The sequence below is a fragment of the Exiguobacterium sp. s143 genome (genome assembly GCF_018618895.1).
Taxonomy (GTDB): domain Bacteria; phylum Bacillota; class Bacilli; order Exiguobacteriales; family Exiguobacteriaceae; genus Exiguobacterium_A; species Exiguobacterium_A abrahamii.
In genome coordinates, this window is the sequence record NZ_JACSMX010000004.1 from 161492 (window position 1) to 178011 (window position 16520).

At 47.5% G+C, this 16520-nt stretch carries 17 protein-coding genes, 1 pseudogene and 1 riboswitch; of the genes and pseudogenes, 6 read left to right on the forward strand and 12 right to left on the reverse strand.

Translation table 11 applies throughout. From position 1 onward, the window contains the following. The first annotated feature begins 48 nt into the window (after nt 1-48). Complete coding sequence (locus KNQ03_RS13765) at nt 49-432, forward strand: NUDIX domain-containing protein (RefSeq protein WP_214725162.1); 384 nt, start codon at nt 49-51, stop codon at nt 430-432. Between the two features lie 187 nt (nt 433-619). Here the strand turns inward: KNQ03_RS13765 and tnpB are convergent, their stop codons facing one another. The 8 genes and pseudogenes from tnpB to KNQ03_RS13805 form a co-directional block, all read right to left on the reverse strand. Further along, nucleotides 620-1711: an IS200/IS605 family element RNA-guided endonuclease TnpB gene (gene tnpB / locus KNQ03_RS13770; RefSeq protein WP_214725164.1), complete on the reverse strand. Its 1092-nt coding sequence runs from the start codon at nt 1709-1711 to the stop codon at nt 620-622. A gap of 16 nt (nt 1712-1727) precedes the next feature. After that, a pseudogene (gene tnpA / locus KNQ03_RS13775) lies at nt 1728-2153 on the reverse strand (IS200/IS605 family transposase); the annotation flags it as partial. A gap of 135 nt (nt 2154-2288) precedes the next feature. Beyond that, nucleotides 2289-2756, reverse strand: coding sequence for an SRPBCC family protein (locus tag KNQ03_RS13780; protein ID WP_023469781.1), 468 nt, complete (start codon nt 2754-2756; stop codon nt 2289-2291). Nucleotides 2757-2832: 76 nt separating this feature from the next. Next, on the reverse strand, nt 2833-3780 hold the full coding sequence (locus KNQ03_RS13785) for an ATP-grasp domain-containing protein (protein WP_050678782.1): 948 nt from the start codon (nt 3778-3780) through the stop codon (nt 2833-2835). Continuing rightward, on the reverse strand, nt 3777-4835 hold the full coding sequence (locus KNQ03_RS13790) for an LLM class flavin-dependent oxidoreductase (RefSeq protein ID WP_149428047.1): 1059 nt from the start codon (nt 4833-4835) through the stop codon (nt 3777-3779). The genes KNQ03_RS13785 and KNQ03_RS13790 overlap by 4 nt, the downstream gene beginning before the upstream one ends. Nucleotides 4836-4909: 74 nt before the next feature. Further along, nucleotides 4910-5012: riboswitch (SAM riboswitch) on the reverse strand. 113 nt (nt 5013-5125) lie between these two features. After that, complete coding sequence (locus tag KNQ03_RS13795; protein ID WP_214725166.1) at nt 5126-5764, reverse strand: DUF975 family protein; 639 nt, start codon at nt 5762-5764, stop codon at nt 5126-5128. Nucleotides 5765-5827: 63 nt separating this feature from the next. Then, a complete protein-coding gene (locus KNQ03_RS13800) occupies nt 5828-7093 on the reverse strand; it encodes a DUF2325 domain-containing protein (protein ID WP_251140320.1) in 1266 nt (421 codons plus the stop codon). Nucleotides 7094-7183: 90 nt separating this feature from the next. Further along, nucleotides 7184-7969 carry a DUF817 domain-containing protein gene (locus KNQ03_RS13805; RefSeq protein ID WP_214725170.1) on the reverse strand — a complete coding sequence of 262 codons (786 nt, stop codon included), beginning with the start codon at nt 7967-7969 and terminating at the stop codon, nt 7184-7186. 104 nt (nt 7970-8073) lie between these two features. Here KNQ03_RS13805 and KNQ03_RS13810 point away from each other — a divergent pair, with 104 nt between their 5' ends. The 5 genes from KNQ03_RS13810 to KNQ03_RS13830 all read left to right on the forward strand — a co-directional run bounded on the left by KNQ03_RS13810 (nt 8074) and on the right by KNQ03_RS13830 (nt 12115). Further along, the gene (locus KNQ03_RS13810; protein ID WP_251140321.1) at nt 8074-8787 is read left to right on the forward strand and encodes a YczE/YyaS/YitT family protein; all 714 of its coding nucleotides are present in this window, start codon (nt 8074-8076) and stop codon (nt 8785-8787) included. A 154-nt stretch (nt 8788-8941) separates the two neighbouring features. Then, nucleotides 8942-9397, forward strand: coding sequence for a MarR family winged helix-turn-helix transcriptional regulator (locus KNQ03_RS13815; protein WP_023469788.1), 456 nt, complete (start codon nt 8942-8944; stop codon nt 9395-9397). A 1-nt stretch (nt 9398) separates the two neighbouring features. After that, nucleotides 9399-10034: a nitroreductase family protein gene (locus KNQ03_RS13820; protein ID WP_050678777.1), complete on the forward strand. Its 636-nt coding sequence runs from the start codon at nt 9399-9401 to the stop codon at nt 10032-10034. Between the two features lie 52 nt (nt 10035-10086). Next, nucleotides 10087-10722 carry a nitroreductase family protein gene (locus tag KNQ03_RS13825; RefSeq protein ID WP_023469790.1) on the forward strand — a complete coding sequence of 212 codons (636 nt, stop codon included), beginning with the start codon at nt 10087-10089 and terminating at the stop codon, nt 10720-10722. 76 nt (nt 10723-10798) lie between these two features. Next, complete coding sequence (locus KNQ03_RS13830; RefSeq protein WP_214725172.1) at nt 10799-12115, forward strand: NAD(P)/FAD-dependent oxidoreductase; 1317 nt, start codon at nt 10799-10801, stop codon at nt 12113-12115. 21 nt (nt 12116-12136) lie between these two features. Here KNQ03_RS13830 and KNQ03_RS13835 read toward each other — a convergent pair whose 3' ends face one another. The 4 genes from KNQ03_RS13835 to KNQ03_RS13850 all read right to left on the reverse strand — a co-directional run bounded on the left by KNQ03_RS13835 (nt 12137) and on the right by KNQ03_RS13850 (nt 16519). Continuing rightward, a complete protein-coding gene (locus KNQ03_RS13835) occupies nt 12137-13573 on the reverse strand; it encodes a DEAD/DEAH box helicase (RefSeq protein WP_214725174.1) in 1437 nt (478 codons plus the stop codon). A 63-nt stretch (nt 13574-13636) separates the two neighbouring features. After that, entirely contained in the window at nt 13637-14710 is a 1074-nt protein-coding gene (gene rlmN, locus KNQ03_RS13840; RefSeq protein ID WP_023469793.1) for a dual-specificity RNA methyltransferase RlmN, read from the reverse strand. Between the two features lie 124 nt (nt 14711-14834). Continuing rightward, a complete protein-coding gene (locus tag KNQ03_RS13845) occupies nt 14835-15641 on the reverse strand; it encodes an ABC transporter permease subunit (protein WP_371743266.1) in 807 nt (268 codons plus the stop codon). Continuing rightward, nucleotides 15638-16519 carry an ABC transporter ATP-binding protein gene (locus KNQ03_RS13850; RefSeq protein ID WP_214725176.1) on the reverse strand — a complete coding sequence of 294 codons (882 nt, stop codon included), beginning with the start codon at nt 16517-16519 and terminating at the stop codon, nt 15638-15640. The genes KNQ03_RS13845 and KNQ03_RS13850 overlap by 4 nt, the downstream gene beginning before the upstream one ends. Between the last annotated feature and the right edge of the window lies 1 nt (nt 16520).

A 16520-nucleotide genomic window follows, 5' to 3' on the forward strand; every position in this document is an offset into this window, starting at 1 on the left:
ACTGTCGTTTCGGTCTCTTTTTTGAACACTTTGAAGGAGGAATGCGATATGCGTCATCGCGTATGTGCCGCGCTGATTGAAGAGCAACAGATCTTAATGGTTGAATTACACACGCCTTCCCGGACATTTTGGACGTTACCGGGCGGAGGTGTCGAGCGTGGTGAAACAAAAGAACAAGCCGTCGTGCGCGAAGTATTAGAGGAGACGCATCTTCACATCACAATCGAACGACAACTCTACGAGATTTCAATCGATCAGGGAATCGAGACATGTTTTCTCGTTCAACGCACCTCAGGTAGTTCTTCTGCACCTCGACTCGGGATTGATCCCGAACTTCCGCTTAATAAACAGGAATTACGAACCGTCCGTTTCCGACCACTAAAGGACCTTCAAGATGATTCACAGATTACTCGTTTGCTGAACTTACTGTAAAGGAAAGATTAACTAACTGAGATATAACTAACCAGGTTTCTTTACACTCCCTACATAATCGACTGAGTGAACTACTCACCACTTGTTTGCTTCGCAAATTGAAGTAGGAGCCTCTTGGGAAGACCGTACTTTTACAAGCTACGATTATTGACCAAGCTCATCGGGTGGTCCCCACCCTGAAGAATTTTCAGTATGCTAACATCAACAAGTTGATGCTCGCGTTGATGTCTCGATCATGAAGAGCACCACAAATACAGCTCCACTCGCGCACATCCATGGCTTTCTTCTCGCTTTTTATTCCGCAAGAAGAACAAATCTGTGTAGAGGCATACAATTGATCCGCTTTGATAAGTGTTCGCCCGTAGAATTTGCATTTGTATGCTAGCTGACGAACAAACTCATACCAACTGACATCCCCGATCGATTTGGCGATCTTATGGTTTTTCATCATGTTCTTCGACTTAAGTGTCTCAACGACTATGACTTGGTTATCGTCAACGATTCGTTTCGACAGCTTATGAAGAAAATCTTGACGTTGATTCGCAATCTTTTCATGCTTCTTGGAAAGGATCATCCTCGCCTTCTCTCGGTTCTTACTCCCAATTTTCTTGCGTGACAAGCCACGTTGCGCCTTCTTTATCTTATCTTCAGACTTTCGAAGAAAGCGCGGATTGGCAACTTTCTCAGAAAAATGTTTATCGTTTGTCAGGATGGCGAAGTGCTCCAAACCAAGATCAATCCCTACTTTATGTTTGGCGGGAATCCATTGCTCTTCGGCTTGATCGACGAGGATCGAGATGAAGAATTTTCGGGTCCTCGTCATCGAGATCGTCGCGGACTTGATCACACCTGTAAACGGACGATGTTGTTTCAACTTCACAAAACCAATCTTAGGAAGCTTCACCTGACATGCCTCGATTCGGATGCTTCCCTTCAGATTGTTCGTCGTGTAAGAGGCGCGGTCGTTGTGCTTCGATTTGAACTTGGGGAACCCAACAGACTTATCCCGAAAAAAGTTCTGGTATGCCTTATTCAAGTCCATCTGAGCGTTCGCTAGGGAAAGACTATCGACTTCTTTTAGGAAAGGGAATTCAGGTTTGTACTTTGCTGGGGTTGGGAGCTTCTGCTTCACGTCAGGGTCGAGCTTAGACTCTTTATACAATCGGATACGCTCTTCGAGCATCTTATTGTAAACGAAACGGACACAACCGAACGTCTTCACGAAATACTCTTGTTGGAACTTCGTCGGATAAAGTCGAAACTTGTACGCCTTCAGCAAGGAAATCACTCCTCTCCTTTTTTTCGATGTAGTGTCTGATGACATCGATCGTCGCATTTCCGGTCCTCACTAGACAATAACTTCGGGACCAAAACATTTCTTTTCAAAGTTGTGTTTTGACATGTGGAAAATCGTGGTTGATCAATCGACTGCTGGTACTCTTATAAGCGTTCAGAAACTTGGACATTTCCGCGTTTGGGTGCGCTTTAAACAACACATCGATATAATCGTTGTCATGGTTCCACTCGATCAGTGTAATACGATATGACGTGCCTATTCGTTCGAACATCTGTCTCGCAAACGTCGAGATGGCGTCATCAATCACTTGTCTCCTGTATTTCACTACGAGGATAAGATCGTAATTCAGAAGAAAGACTGAATGCTTATCTGTGTTAAATTTTGTTTGTGTATCAATTCCTTTTATTGGTTGCACTGATTTCATCAAATGATTATAGTCTTATCGAAACGGGTGATTCATCTCCTACCTACGCTACACTTAGAGGTGGGAGTATTCTCGCCTGATTTTGATAAATCGTATACGAAGCGACAGGATACAAAAACGCGGGAATCCGTTTTTTCATGCGTTATTCTTCTTTTGTTTCGCCGCTTCTTCTTCGACACGTTGCAACAGCCCATGAACGATTTTCTCATTCTCTCGCTCTCCTCCAAGCGACAACAGACTCTTTCCAACAAAGTTCGCTCCCTCATTTTTTCCCGTATAGATCAACAGACAACGGTCATGGTCGATCGGTTTAAGTGTAAACGTCATCTCGATCTTGAATATTTTAGCCAATGTGAATCCAATCGTATTTTGTTTGAAGTCAGGCTCGTTCGTATAGGCTAAATCGGTCACGATATAGGTTTCAAGTCGATTACCCTGCATGTATGTTTGACGATACGTCGAACCGACGACACCCGGTTTTCGTTCAATCACCTCGTGCTGGACGACGTTTGGAATCAAACGCTGCAATCGCGTGTGATCAAACAAGTGCCATGCTTCCTCAATCGGAATATCGAGCTGTCGTTCTTCTCTCCACGTAATCATAGATCCGCCCCCTTTTCTATACAAATACCCTGTCATCCGGTCTTGTAACGTCCGGTGACAGGGCGAGAGCAGATTCTTATTTTACTGTGCTTGTTTCAAGGGCTGCACCGAGGAACTTCGCTAGTTCGAGCATACCGTAGCGTCCTGCAGCTGCCTCGGCATCCGAATTATAGTTCGTATTCGTATTGACGTCATACGTATAGATCGTACCTGACGCATCCTTAATGAACTCGATGCCTGCGACCGCGATTTGGTTCGCTTGGAGGAATGCTTCATACTTTTGGATGATCGGGTCATCGAAGCCTTCAACGATTTGGAACTTCATCGGTGTTTGCGGTGCTTCTTCACCGACTGGGCAGAACAAGTCGTCGATCACGCATGCATCCGCTGGGCAAAGCTCGAACCCTTCTGATGTATCGACTCGAACCGCGTAGACGAACTTTCCACCTACGAACTCACAACGTGTGATGTACGGTTCTGGTGCTTGAATATACTCTTGAATCAACGTGATGCCATCGACTGGTTCGTCGAATGTCGGACCGTCGAGATAAGCTTCAAGTGCTTCAATCGAGTGGAACAGCTGGACGCCGAGACCTTTTCCGGCACGGTTGTGTTTCGTGATGAATGACGAAACACCGATTTCTTTTGCTGCTTGTACGATTTGATCACGTCCGACGGCAGCCGTCGTCTTCGGTACACGAATCCCAGCCTTCCGCAACGCCGTATATTGATTGACTTTGCTGACTTCAAGACGGAGCGCACGCGTTCCGTTAAAGACGGTCCGGTCATGCTCTTCTAACCAAGCGAGGACCCCTTCCGTCAACTCCGGCGCGTAACGATGTCCCCGCGTATGCGAAGAAGCACTCATCCGGCTGTAAAAGACGCCTTCTGGCGGCAGTTCATCCAGCGGAACGATTCCTTCATTCAAGTGCCACTGTTCATACGGTAATTCGAGTTCTTCGAGACGTTTGATGAGATGGTCCGTCCATTCTTGGTTTTCGTGGAGAATATGAATTTTTGTCATGATTGTTGACCTACCTTTCGTTTCGCTTCGACCAGTGGCATTACGTCACGAGCAAAGCGTTCCATTTCTTCAAGTTGTGGTGAGAATTGTAACAAAAGTAACGTGACACCGACGGCTTCGAACGCTAGAATCCGTTCAGCGATTTGTTCTGGTGTCCCGATTAAATTCGGACGTAGACCACGGTTCGAGACAGAATAATCGTTCCGCTCGACCTGTTGCTCCAGTTGCGATTTACTAATGAAATCCTGATAACCGGCATAACCGGCGCTGTCTTCCTTGACGTCCGTGATCCGTTGCCATTCAAGAAGTGCTTCTTCTTCCGTATCCCGACAAATGATGTAGGCAGCAAGACCGAAGCTTTCGAGCGGCTTTTGTCCCGTCGCTTCCCGGCGTACTTTCATGTCGTCGATTTTATGGGCTACTTCTTCAACAGTGCCCCCGTGCATGACATAAGCGTCACAGTGTTCGACGATCGTTCGCTTTCCAGCTTCACTCTCTCCACCAGCGTAGAGCTTGATGCCTGGACGCTGGACTGGCTTCGGATGGAGTTCTGCTTGCTCGATCGTGTAGTGATGACCGGAGAAGCTATACGGTGACGCATCTGCCCACAGTCCCTTCATGACCGTGACGAACTCTTCCGTCCGAGCATAGCGTTCATCGTGCGCTGTGAAGATACCGTTGTATTGTTTCGCTTCCTCTGCCCACCACGCTGAAACGACGTTGAGCGTAAAGCGTCCACCACTCAACTGATCGATGTTTGCCGCCATCTTCGCCGTCGTCGCTGGATTATGGAACCCGGGACGAACCGCTGTCATGATCTCAAGGCGTTCTGTCGTTGCAGCAATCGCTGCTGCCGTCGTCCATGCCTCAAGACTCGGTTCCTTAATGCCTTTGATATCATTCAAGTTCAATTCCGCAATCAACGTCGTCGAGAACCCGATTCGTTCTGCTGTTTGTGCGACTTGTTTCGCATAATCGAAGGTCGGTGGCATCTGTTCATCCTCGACGTTACGTAACCATCCCCCAAAAATCGGTAACCAAAAACCATACTCCACTCCATCGTCCCCCTTATCATAAAAAAACGCTCTTTTCGAAGTTCGAAAAGAGCGACGGTATCTTGTCCTGTCCGCTCTTATCTTCGGAAGGTATCCCTTCCTGGAAGTAGCACCTTCCGCCGTAGCGGGGTTGCTGAAGTGTCTTCGGGCCAGTCCCTCGACTTCTCTAGATAAGATGTGTTGCATTCATCGTACAAAATTCACTGAACTAAAGCAACCATTAAACCGTCTTTTCCAATCGGAATTATTTCACGCATAAAAAAATCCCGACGTCGTGTCGGGATTCGGTATTAATATGGTGCGACGAAATCTGATGTTGGCTCTGGCGCTTGTTCACCACGCACACGATCATAGAATTTTGCCATTGTGACGCTGAAGTATGGTCCAACCCATAAGACAGCAAGACCAAGTGTAACGATCACGAGTAATGCCCAACCAATGAATGATAGGAAGAGTAAGAATGCTTCCATTTTATGACCATCCATGAGTTGACGTGAACGTGTGATGGCCTCGAAGATACCGACCGATGGTTCATCTCGAAGGATGTAGAACGTCAACAGGTAAGAGAACGACTTGATGATCCCTGGAATGATCAAGAGTAATGTCCATAAGAATAAGAAGACCGCTTGCACAATCGAGACGCCGATGACTTTGCCGAAGATTTTATACGGCTCGAACAAATCAGCTACTTTGACTTCTTCATTGCGTGCGAACGACATCGCGACCCACGTCCAACCCGCTGCGATTGGGATCAATAAAATCGAAAGAATGATACTGACCGCACTCATCGCATTTAGATCTTCGTTAGGATCTGGTCCGATGAACGTCGGAACGCTCTGGATGATAGAAAACAGTACGAACATGAGGATGGCAAATCCCCAACGACCGCTGAGCGACTCCTTCGCTGCTTTTTTTAATTGAGATGACATGAGTAAGGTCCTCCTTGAAAAATAAGTTCTCACCTTACTTTACGGTCGAATTCTTCTAATGTTTCACTCTTTTTTCAATAATTTCCCGTCTCGTTGCTGGTTGAGCCAAGCACGCTCAAGTTGTCGTTCACACGCCGTGTATAACGATCGTCGACCGTCGAGCCGTTCCATCGCGAATGGAATACCATGCTTTTTCGCCTGCGCGATGACATGTGCACTCGCTGCATGAGAAACGCGACTCGTCACGACGACGATCGCGTCCGTCTTTTTGGCGAGACAGGCAATCTTTTTCGCGGACTGTGCGTCCCCTGCAAGATGAATCAATTCGATTCCCGTCGGCGCAAAGAACTCGCGATAGACAGCGGTCTGTTGTTCATTTCCGACGATGACGAGACGCATTCCTGTGAAGCGCGTGAAATCAAGTGGTGTCTTATCAACGAAATCCATCAATTGTCCAGGTACGGCTGTCGTCACGATCGGTTCAATCGTTCGCTCTTTTGGCATACGGACGCGACGCTGTGCTTTTTTAGCTTTCGGAACCGGTTGTCGTTTCATTTTTCGTGCATACCGATTTGACTTTTTCGTTGTCACAGACGTCTTCACTACCGGTTGCTCTACCTCTGATGGGCGGTTAGATGATGCGTTGACGATCGGCTCTTTATACGTGAATGGATGCTTCCAAGCAATCGTCAGTGTATCCTTCCGTTCCCGCCACATGACGAGATCGACGAGTTGACCTGCTTCTAGTCGCAAATAGCGCATGTCTTCTACCGGAACGACATAATAGAACGATCTGCCCGACTCATCTTGCAGTGGACCATTCACCGTTTCCTCAATGATTCCATGCGCCTTGACGATTGCTTGTTCAAACACGACACGTTCTGGATTCTCTCTCATTCGCTCCGTCGAGACGACGGCTTCGATACGGCATATCGTTTTTTGATCATCCTGACGATCGACACGGACACGGACTTCCATGCCGTGCTCGAGATTCCAATCGCGGACGTCTCGTTCAGAAATATGACTGCCCGACCATTCTAGTAAAGTACCACCTTTTAACCCCCGCTGAAACGTATAGGAATAACGTTGCTTGCGTACTGGCTCGCTCGGTACTTGCGGTGGCATGACGATAGTCTGTTTCTCTAACTCCATCACTTCATCGATGACCGGTGTTTCTTGAACGTCGCGCGGTGCATAATACGCTGACATTTTGACCCATTCATCGATTCCGTTCACTTCGTCGAGCCAGAGTTGCCAATCTTCATACTGCTCCACGACCGCTAATTTCATCTGTACCAATTCAGTTGCTCGTTCCAACACCTGTTGCATCATCCGTAACCACTTCCTTTGCGTTTTTTTCACTATAGCAACGAAAAAACGCGGAAGTAGTCCAAAAAAATAACCAGGTTATTTTTTTATTTAGGTACGTTGCTGAATTTCCACAGCCGGATCCTGACGCTTATATTTCGCGACGATGACGATCAAAACCGTGATGATCACAAGCAGGAACCAAGAAGACAATTTTCCAAGATCAACGACTACCCAGCCTCCTTCCTGATGCGGATAGACCCAGCCTTTAAAGAACGTTACGATGTTCTCCGCGATCCAAATGAAAAAGGCAATCAGTAAAAAGGATAGAACGAGCGGCATCCGGTAGATCGTCTGCTCGATCGTAAAATGAACCCATGACTTATAGAAAACGAGGACGACGAGGACCATCAATAGCCAGCGTGCATCGAAGATCCAGTGGTGGGTGAAGAAGTTGAGATAGACGAGACTGCCGACGCTGATCGCAAGCCAGGGGGGTGGAAATGCTATGAATCGTAAATGAAATCGCCGAAACGCCTGGCAGACATAACTCGCGACGCTTGCGTACATGAATCCTGCATACAATGGAACACCAGCCACTTTCGTCAAAGCTTCTTCCGGATAACTCCAAGACCCGACGTTCACTTTGAACAGTTCAAGTGCTAGACCGATGACGTGAAACAATAAGATCAGTTTGAATTCCTCCATCGTTTCATAACGTGTGACGAGTAAGACGATTTGGACGAGAATACACCATAGCAACAGGAGATCGTATCGTGCGATCGGTTCAGTAGGAAGATAACGTGAAAGAGCAAGCGCAGCGAAAATCATCACGGGAAAGACGCAACAGATGGCTTCTATATATGTAAAACGAATCAGGTGCCGGATCGCTTTCATTCGGTCATCTCCTTTTTCTTCAGTATACGTTTCTCTTTTGACCTTCCCCTCCTTCTTAAGATGGAAAAAACGGAAAATTTCGTCTTTCTTCTTCCACTTTCCTCATGATACAGTTAACGAATCAATTATTTTTAAGAAATGAGGTGCCAGACATGACGCGTCATCGCGCTTCCTGGTTGTTACGCGCTACGTTAAAGTGGGGACTCTTCCTGCTCGGTTTATTTTTACTCGCTCTTGGCTCATCAATGATGATCACGGCTGAACTCGGTGTCTCGACGTGGGATGTATTACATCTTGGTCTCCAAAAAAAGACGCCACTATCCGTCGGAACGATCATCTTACTTGTTGGTCTATTACTCGTTTTCGTTAAGTACGCATTAGACCGCGTCACACCGCAAATCGGAACGCTCGTCAACGCGATTTTCGTCGGTGTCTTCATGAATCTTGTTCTTGGTTCTCATCTCTTACCTTCTTTTGAGTCGATTTGGTTGAATACGCTCTGGCTGATTTTCGGTATCTTCATCATTGGGATGGGCGCTGGTCTGTATGTCGCTGTCGGATACGGGGCTGGTCCACGTGATGGGTTAACGCTGACACTTGCAGAGCGCTTCGGAACGTCAATTCGTCTGATGCGGACGATCATGGAAGTCACGGCATGCGGCATCGGTTGGTTGCTTGGGGGACCTGTTTTCTTCGGTACGATCCTCTCGATTTTCCTGATCGGACCGTTCCTGCAATTTTGGTTGTTCTATTTCCGCCGGATCATTGCAGCGATTGATGCAAAAGGACTTCCAGCGTCTGAACGCCAAATTAGCTAAGTCGCCTGACTCGATATCATTCCGCGTGAATGATATCTTTTTTTATGTCAGAAGCAGATAAGTTGCGTCATCAAAATAAACACGTTATATTCGTTTACATATCAATCTTTGACACGTCAAAGGTTTCTTCGAACGAAGGGAAGGATGTGATGGATTGAGTATTTCCTGCACCGAAAAAGGACGTTTGATCTATGCACTCGTCTCCGTCAATAAGACGATTGCTCAAAAATTCGATCTCTGTACGGATGGTTTTAGTCAGACGCGAATGGATCTACTTGCTCAACTACAAGTCGATCAAACGATCAGTCAAAAAGAATTGCAAAAACGCGTCAATGTCGATCATGCGGCGGTGACCCGTCACCTCAAACATCTGGAATCGACCGGGATGATTGCTCGTGAGCGTTCAGCCGCTGACAATCGGGTGATTCTTGTTTCCTTAACGGAACAAGGGGCGACGCGCATTGCACGATTACGCGAACAAAAAGATGAGTTCCTCGAGAACTTACTCGAAGGATTCTCCGCTGAAGAACAACGGACGCTAGCTGAGATGATTCAACGCATCGAAGCGAACGCCGACACATTACCTAAATTAAAAGAGGAGTCGATTTAATATGGCAACGCAAACAACAACAGACTTCATGGAAATCGTCAAAGGACGCCGTTCGATCCGTAACTACGATACAGACGTGAAGATCTCAAAAGAAGAAATGACACAAATTCTTGAAGAAGCAACACTCGCACCTTCTTCTGTCAACATGCAACCATGGCGTTTCCTCGTCATCGATAGCGAAGAAGGCAAAGCAACACTTGCACCACTCGCGAAATTCAACCAAGTCCAAGTCGAGACATCTTCTGCTGTCATCGCCGTCTTCGGTGACATGAACGCTGTTGATCAACTCGAGAACATCTACGATACAGCTGTCGCAAAAGGGCTCATGCCACAAGAAGTACGCGATCGCCAAGTACCAGCGATCCAAGGGATGTACAGCAGCGTATCAGCAAACGACTTGAAAGACAGCATCTTGATTGACTCGGGTCTCGTCTCGATGCAATTGATGCTCGTCGCTCGTGCACACGGTTATGATACAAACCCAATCGGTGGTTACGAGAAAGATCAAATCGCGGAAGCATTCGGTCTTGAAAAAGAGCGTTATGTACCGGTCATGTTGCTATCGATTGGTAAAGCGGTTGACGCAGGATACCCATCGGTTCGCCTACCAATCAACGACATCGCAGACTGGAAATAAGTTTTTTACACTATAAAAAAGAAAAAACACACACAAGGGAGATTGAATAATTATGACTACTCAAACAACAACGGACTTCATGGAAATCGTCAAAGGACGTCGCTCAATCCGCAACTACGACACGAACGTAAAAATTTCAAAAGAAGAAATGACACAAATCCTTGAAGAAGCAACACTTGCACCTTCTTCAGTTAACATGCAACCATGGCGTTTCCTCGTTATCGATAGCGAAGAAGGCAAAGCAACACTTGCACCACTCGCGAAATTCAACCAAGTTCAAGTCGAGACATCTTCTGCTGTCATCGCTGTCTTCGGTGACATGAACGCGGTCGACAGCATCGAGACAATTTACGACATGGCTGTTGAAAAAGGTCTTATGCCACAAGAAGTACGTGATCGCCAAGTACCAGCCATCAAAGGTTTCTACCGTCCAGAAGACGTTGAAACATTACGTGATAGCATCTTGATCGACTCAGGTCTCGTTTCAATGCAATTGATGCTCGTCGCTCGTGCACACGGTTACGATACAAACCCAATCGGTGGTTACGAAAAAGACCAAATCGCAGAAGCATTCGGTCTTGAAAAAGAGCGTTACCTCCCAGTCATGTTGCTTTCAATCGGTAAAGCAGTCGACGCAGGATACCCATCAGTTCGTCTACCAATCGCTGACATCGCAGAGTGGAAATAAGCGATCTCACCTAGTCCGGATTCCTTTCACAGGAATCCGGCTTTTTTGTATACTCAAAGAAAAGGAGGCGTCTGTGATGTATGATGTGACGATTATCGGAGCCGGTGTGGCAGGAATTTTCCTCGCCCATCAGCTCGTTGAAGACGGACAACGCGTCCTACTGCTCGATGCCGGAAAAACGATTCGCGAGCGAACAGCAGAAGATGCGTATCTTGGATTTGCGGGGCTTGGCAAATCAGAAGGAAAGTTCAATTATGCAACGGGATTCGGCGGGGAACTCGTCTCAAAAATCGGTGAAGAGACGACACGACGACTGTTCCAAGAAGTCGATGATCTTTTATGTACATATGGTGGAGGTACAGTTGAGACCTATTCCACGCATTCCCCTACTGTAGCGTCTCGTGCCCGTCGCGCCGGTCTACATTCGGTCGAGACGACCGTCCGTCATTTAGGCACAGTACGGACAGCTGCTGTCTTCACGGCGTTTGAGGACGCCTTATTACCACGTCTCGATGCCCGGTTCGAAACGACCATCGAGCAGATCACAAAATCAGAGCCGTTTACGATCAAAACAGTGGACGAGATCTTCGTCAGTCAACGGATTGTGTTTGCGACAGGTCGTTCAGGTGCAGACTTTACGTTGCACCAATTAGCGACGCTTGGTGTCACCCCACAGCGGACTCGACTTGATCTCGGGGTGCGAATTGAGACGGATGAGGCGCTATTTCGGACATTGTTACAGGAGACGTTCGAGACGAAGCTCGGTTACGACTCGCCTTACGGTCAAGCCGTCACCTATTGCATGAATCCGCGCGGACGGATCATCCGCAAATATCAAGAAGGACTCGTCATGCCGGACGGTCAAAATGTCCACGAGACAGCAGACGGCTCGACGAATCTGAACTTTACACTATTTCTCCCGCGTTATTTTTCGACGCTAGCGAAAGCGAATGCGTATGCCACGCGCATCATTGGCGGAATCAACCAAGGTGGTGATCGCATTCTCGTTCAGCGACTCAGTGATTTCCGAGCATCGCGAGCGACGACACACGATCAATTGAGTCGTAACACCATTGTCCCTTCCCTAACCGCGTCCCCCGGTAATTTGCATGCAGAAGTACCTGCAGAAGACATGCTTGTCTTAGAAGGGTTTTTAGAGCGCCTTGAGCAACTCCTTGAAGTGGAACTTCCGGGAGATACGTTGCTTTACGGATTAGATGGCAAGTTTTACGCACCGATGCTTGAGACGTCAGAGACGTTTGAGACGACATGTCCCGGTGTCTATGCGATCGGGGATTGTTCCGGTGCCACACACTCGCTTGCCCAGGCAGCCGCTAGCGGACTCCATCTTGGGCATGCCTTGACGCAAAACAGCCGATCCCTCTTCGCTTAAGCGGAGAATGACCGGCTTGTCTTATTTCTTGAATGCTTCGTACACTTTCAATTGTTTCCCTTTGACCTTCGTCGTCTTCATCGCCCGGAGGACAAGCGGACCTTTCCCATTGAGGATATCGACATACGTCAACGTATCCTGAATCGAGATGATACCGATATCGTCTGCTGTGACGCCTTCAATCTTCGCAATCGTTCCAACGAAGTCGACGGCACGGAGTTTTTTCTTTTTCCCGCCGTTAAAGAACAATTTCATGATGTCCGCATCAAGCTGCTCCGTTTTCGAAGAACGCGTATCTTCCGTCGCCATCTTCTCCTCGAATGCATCCGCTGTTCGCATCAAGTCCTTTTCCGTCGGTGCTTGGCGACGTGTCAGTTTCCCGTGATACTGCTCGATTTCCTTCAGGCGACGTTCGTCTGCCGGCGTGACGAGGCTGATTGCTTGTCCTGCTGCTCCTGCACGCCCCGTCCGACCGGTCCGGTGAACGTAGCTTTCTCGTTCGACAGGGAGATCATACTGGATGACGTGCGTGATGTTCTCGATATCGATCCCACGTGCCGCGACATCTGTTGCGACAAGAATTCGGAACTTCCCGGCACGGAAGGCTTTCATCGCATCGAGTCGATCGTCTTGTTCCATTCCACCGTGAATTGCTTCAACCGGGTAGTCATGGGCGCGGAGACCATTCGCGACGAAATCGACGTGTTCTTTCGTCCGACAGAAGATCATGCAGCGATCCGGGTTTTCAGCGACGAGAACATCTTTCAAAATCGCGAATTTCGTCTTATCCGTTACCGGAATATAACTATGCGTAATCGTCGAGACGACGGTCTCACCCGCTTCGATTCGTTTTGGTGCATCCATGTAGCGGTTGCTCAACTGTTCGATATCATCAGGGAAGGTCGCCGAGAACAACAGTGTCATCCGCTCTTTTGGTAACTCGGACAAGATGGCATCGACTTGATCGAGGAAGCCCATGTTCAGCATTTCATCCGCTTCATCTAAAACGACGTAACGGACTTTCTCAAGTGATAACGTGCCCCGCTCGATATGATCGCGTACACGCCCTGGTGTTCCGACGACGACGTGTGTCTTTTGTTTGAGCTCCGTGACTTGCCCGCGGAACGGTTGCTTGCCGAAGACCGCTGTCGCTTTGATCCGCTTATAACGTCCGATATTCATGATATCTTCTTTGACCTGTAAGGCAAGCTCACGTGTTGGCGTCAAGACTAAGACTTGTGGTTTATTTTCTTCCCACTCGACGAGTTCACACAGTGGAATCGCAAACGATGCCGTCTTTCCACTCCCCGTCCGTGATTTGACGATGACATCTTTTCCAGATAGTACGACCGGAATGACCGATTGCTGGACTTCGGTTGGTGTCGTGTAGCCAAGTTGCTCGATTGAATCGAGAATCGGTGTGCTTAAGTTAAAATCATTGAATCGTGTACGTGTCATAGAATGTCCTCATTTCTTATCGTAAAAAAAGCTTCCCACCGAAACGATGAGAAGCCCAACGAATTATTTGGATGCTACTTTATCTTTTTTGATTTGCTTACTACGTAATTGACCACATGCCGCATCGATGTCTGTTCCGTGCTCGAGACGAACACCACAGTTCAAGCCGTTCTTTTTCAACGTATCGTAGAACGTCGTGATATCTTCAGACGTACTGCGCTGATATTGACCGTGCTCATCGACCGGGTTGTACGGAATCAAGTTGACATACGTTAAGTGACGTTTGTCTTCGAACAGTTTTGCGAGTTCGACTGCGTGTTCCTTTTGGTCGTTGACGCCACGAAGCAAGATGTACTCGATCGTGATTTTACGGTTCGTCGTTTGAACGTAATAATCGATTGCTGGCATCAATTTCTCAAGCGGGATCGCCCGGTTGATTTTCATGATTTGCGTACGCAATTCATTGTTTGGTGCGTGAAGCGAGATCGCTAAGTTGACTTGGAGTTTCAAGTCAGCGAACTTGTAGATCTTGTCTGCCAAACCACTTGTTGAAACCGTGATGTGACGCGCACCGATTGCAAGACCATTGTGGTCCTTGATGACGTTTAAGAAGTCGACCATGTTGTCGAAGTTATCGAACGGTTCACCGATACCCATGACGACGACGTGGCTGACACGTTCTTCGTTACCGACTGCATCGAGGTGATGTTGGACGTTCATGATTTGCTCAACGATTTCGCCTGCTGACAAGTCGCGGCTCTTCTTGATCAGACCACTTGCACAGAAGCTACAGCCGATATTACAGCCGACCTGTGTCGTAACACAGACAGAAAGACCGTACTTATGACGCATCAGAACTGTTTCAATCAAGTTACCATCATATAATTTGAAAAGGAACTTGATTGTTCCGTCTGCTGATTCTTGCTTGACCGCTTCTGTCATCGAGTCAATCGTAAAACTCTGATCTAACAACTCAAGGCAATCCTTGTTGACATTCGTCATTTCCGCGAAAGTCGTGACACGTTTACGGTAGAGCCAATCCCATACTTGTTTGGCACGGAATGGTTTGTGCCCTTGATTCGATAACCATTCTGTCATCTGCTCAAGCGTTAATCCATAAATGGATGGTTTATTCATTTCGAAAGACCTCATTTCTTTTTCCAGAACTACAACATTCCTTTATCTTAGTAAAAATCAGCGCGTGACGCAACGTTCAAATCCTAAATGTTCACTTTCTGTAAAGTTTTTGCGCCACTTTCGATCAAATCGACAGACTCCGACGTCCGAATTGAACGACTGCTCCAGTCAAGAACACGAGACAGAGGACAAGTAAAAGAATGGAATGAAGAAGAAAATGATTCGTTCCTTCTAATAATTGCGTCGTGTTAAACAAGGAGAAGACGGATAGATAACGGAGCCACTCCGTCTTGTCACTTAGCTCCGACAGAATCGTCAAGACGATCGATAGGACAAGCACACTACCGGCAAGCGAAAAAGCACGACGTTCTTCGTCAAATAACGTCGCAACGAATAACGTAAAGGCACCGATCGCCAAGAGTAACAATAGCGCATTGAGCTGAATCTGCCATAAGATGACGTCATTGATCGAAATATCTGTCATCCACCAGTCGGATACCATCAAGACGAGTCCATTCAGTCCTACGAGAACCATACTTGCGATACCCATGACGATCGCGACAGCAAACGTATACGCATTCCGGGTGATCGGGGCTGCGAGATAGACGATCAGCTCTCCGTTGTCGATCGGTCGCGCAACGAGGCGCGCTGCTAATGAGAGCAAGAATAGACTCGCAATGACTTGAAAGATCAGTCCATAATAGTTCCCTCCGAGCAGATCCAGTACATTATCGAATCCCGTCACCTTATCGTATTGAAATGCTTTCAAGACTTCCGGAGGTAACGCTTCTAGTTTTGCTTCTAGTAAACCAGTCTTCATCATCGATGGATAAAGCAACGCAAGCATCAATAAGTAGAGACTCGTTCCAATCGCATAAGCAAGCACGGGCTTTCTGACCTGCTTGAATAAAGAGCGGATCAGCAATATCACGACGATTCCTCCTCTCCATAATAATGCAAGAAGACCTGTTCTAAATCATCTGCTGACGGACGAATCAGTCGCACATCATACTGAGTTAAATAAGCGATCGCCTGATTCAAGCTCAGCGTCTCGTCCGTTTGAAAACTGACTTCCAGCCGCTTCGGTTCAACACCGACTTGCATCGCGAACTGTGCTGCCTCCACCTCAGTTCGGAAGACGATCGTGTACGTCTTTCGACTCGATCGAACCAACTCATGAATATCCGATTCGACGATGATGCGCCCTGCTTTGATTAAAGCCGCTCGATCGCACGATTTTTCCATCTCCGGAAAGTGGTGTGAACTCATCAGAATCGCTTTTCCAGCATGCTTCTCCTGTTCGATCCACTCTAAAAAACGCTCTTGCATCAAAGGATCGAGTCCACTGGTCGGCTCATCAAGTAGATAGACGGGTGCATCCTTCATGAAGCAACCGACAAGTGCCAGTTTTTGCTTCATCCCTTTTGACATCTTGCGGATTTTCGTCTTCGTCTCAAAGGGAAATCGTTTCAACAACAGTTGTCGCCGTGCCGGGTCACTACTATGCAGTCGTTGCATCAAATCGAGCATGTCTGCTCCTGTCATGTCTCCAGGTAAACTAATCTCCCCCGGCAAGTAACCGACCAACTGCTTCACTTCTTTACTTTGCTTCCAGCAATCAAAACCACCGATCGTCGCCTTTCCACCATCCGCAGCCAATAGTCCCATTAAATGTCGTAGTGTCGTTGATTTTCCAGATCCGTTTGGTCCGATGAAACCGAATATCGTACCCGGATCAACTGTAAAACTGACATCGAATATTCCACGCCCCGGTGCAAACTCTTTCGTGACATGCTCCAAACGGATCATC

Excerpts from the sequence above, each read along its gene's own strand:
- KNQ03_RS13825 (WP_023469790.1), top strand. The coding sequence starts at position 10,087 with ATGACTACTCAAACAACAACGGACTTCATGGAAATCGTCAAAGGACGT.
- KNQ03_RS13835 (WP_214725174.1), bottom strand. The coding sequence starts at position 13,573 with ATGACACGTACACGATTCAATGATTTTAACTTAAGCACACCGATTCTC.
- KNQ03_RS13820 (WP_050678777.1), top strand. The coding sequence starts at position 9,399 with ATGGCAACGCAAACAACAACAGACTTCATGGAAATCGTCAAAGGACGC.
- KNQ03_RS13810 (WP_251140321.1), top strand. The coding sequence starts at position 8,074 with ATGATACAGTTAACGAATCAATTATTTTTAAGAAATGAGGTGCCAGAC.
- KNQ03_RS13780 (WP_023469781.1), bottom strand. The coding sequence starts at position 2,756 with ATGATTACGTGGAGAGAAGAACGACAGCTCGATATTCCGATTGAGGAA.
- rlmN (WP_023469793.1), bottom strand. The coding sequence starts at position 14,710 with ATGAATAAACCATCCATTTATGGATTAACGCTTGAGCAGATGACAGAA.
- KNQ03_RS13785 (WP_050678782.1), bottom strand. The coding sequence starts at position 3,780 with ATGACAAAAATTCATATTCTCCACGAAAACCAAGAATGGACGGACCAT.
- KNQ03_RS13795 (WP_214725166.1), bottom strand. The coding sequence starts at position 5,764 with ATGTCATCTCAATTAAAAAAAGCAGCGAAGGAGTCGCTCAGCGGTCGT.
- KNQ03_RS13850 (WP_214725176.1), bottom strand. The coding sequence starts at position 16,519 with ATGATCCGTTTGGAGCATGTCACGAAAGAGTTTGCACCGGGGCGTGGA.
- KNQ03_RS13830 (WP_214725172.1), top strand. The coding sequence starts at position 10,799 with ATGTATGATGTGACGATTATCGGAGCCGGTGTGGCAGGAATTTTCCTC.
- KNQ03_RS13805 (WP_214725170.1), bottom strand. The coding sequence starts at position 7,969 with ATGAAAGCGATCCGGCACCTGATTCGTTTTACATATATAGAAGCCATC.
- KNQ03_RS13800 (WP_251140320.1), bottom strand. The coding sequence starts at position 7,093 with ATGCAACAGGTGTTGGAACGAGCAACTGAATTGGTACAGATGAAATTA.
- KNQ03_RS13765 (WP_214725162.1), top strand. The coding sequence starts at position 49 with ATGCGTCATCGCGTATGTGCCGCGCTGATTGAAGAGCAACAGATCTTA.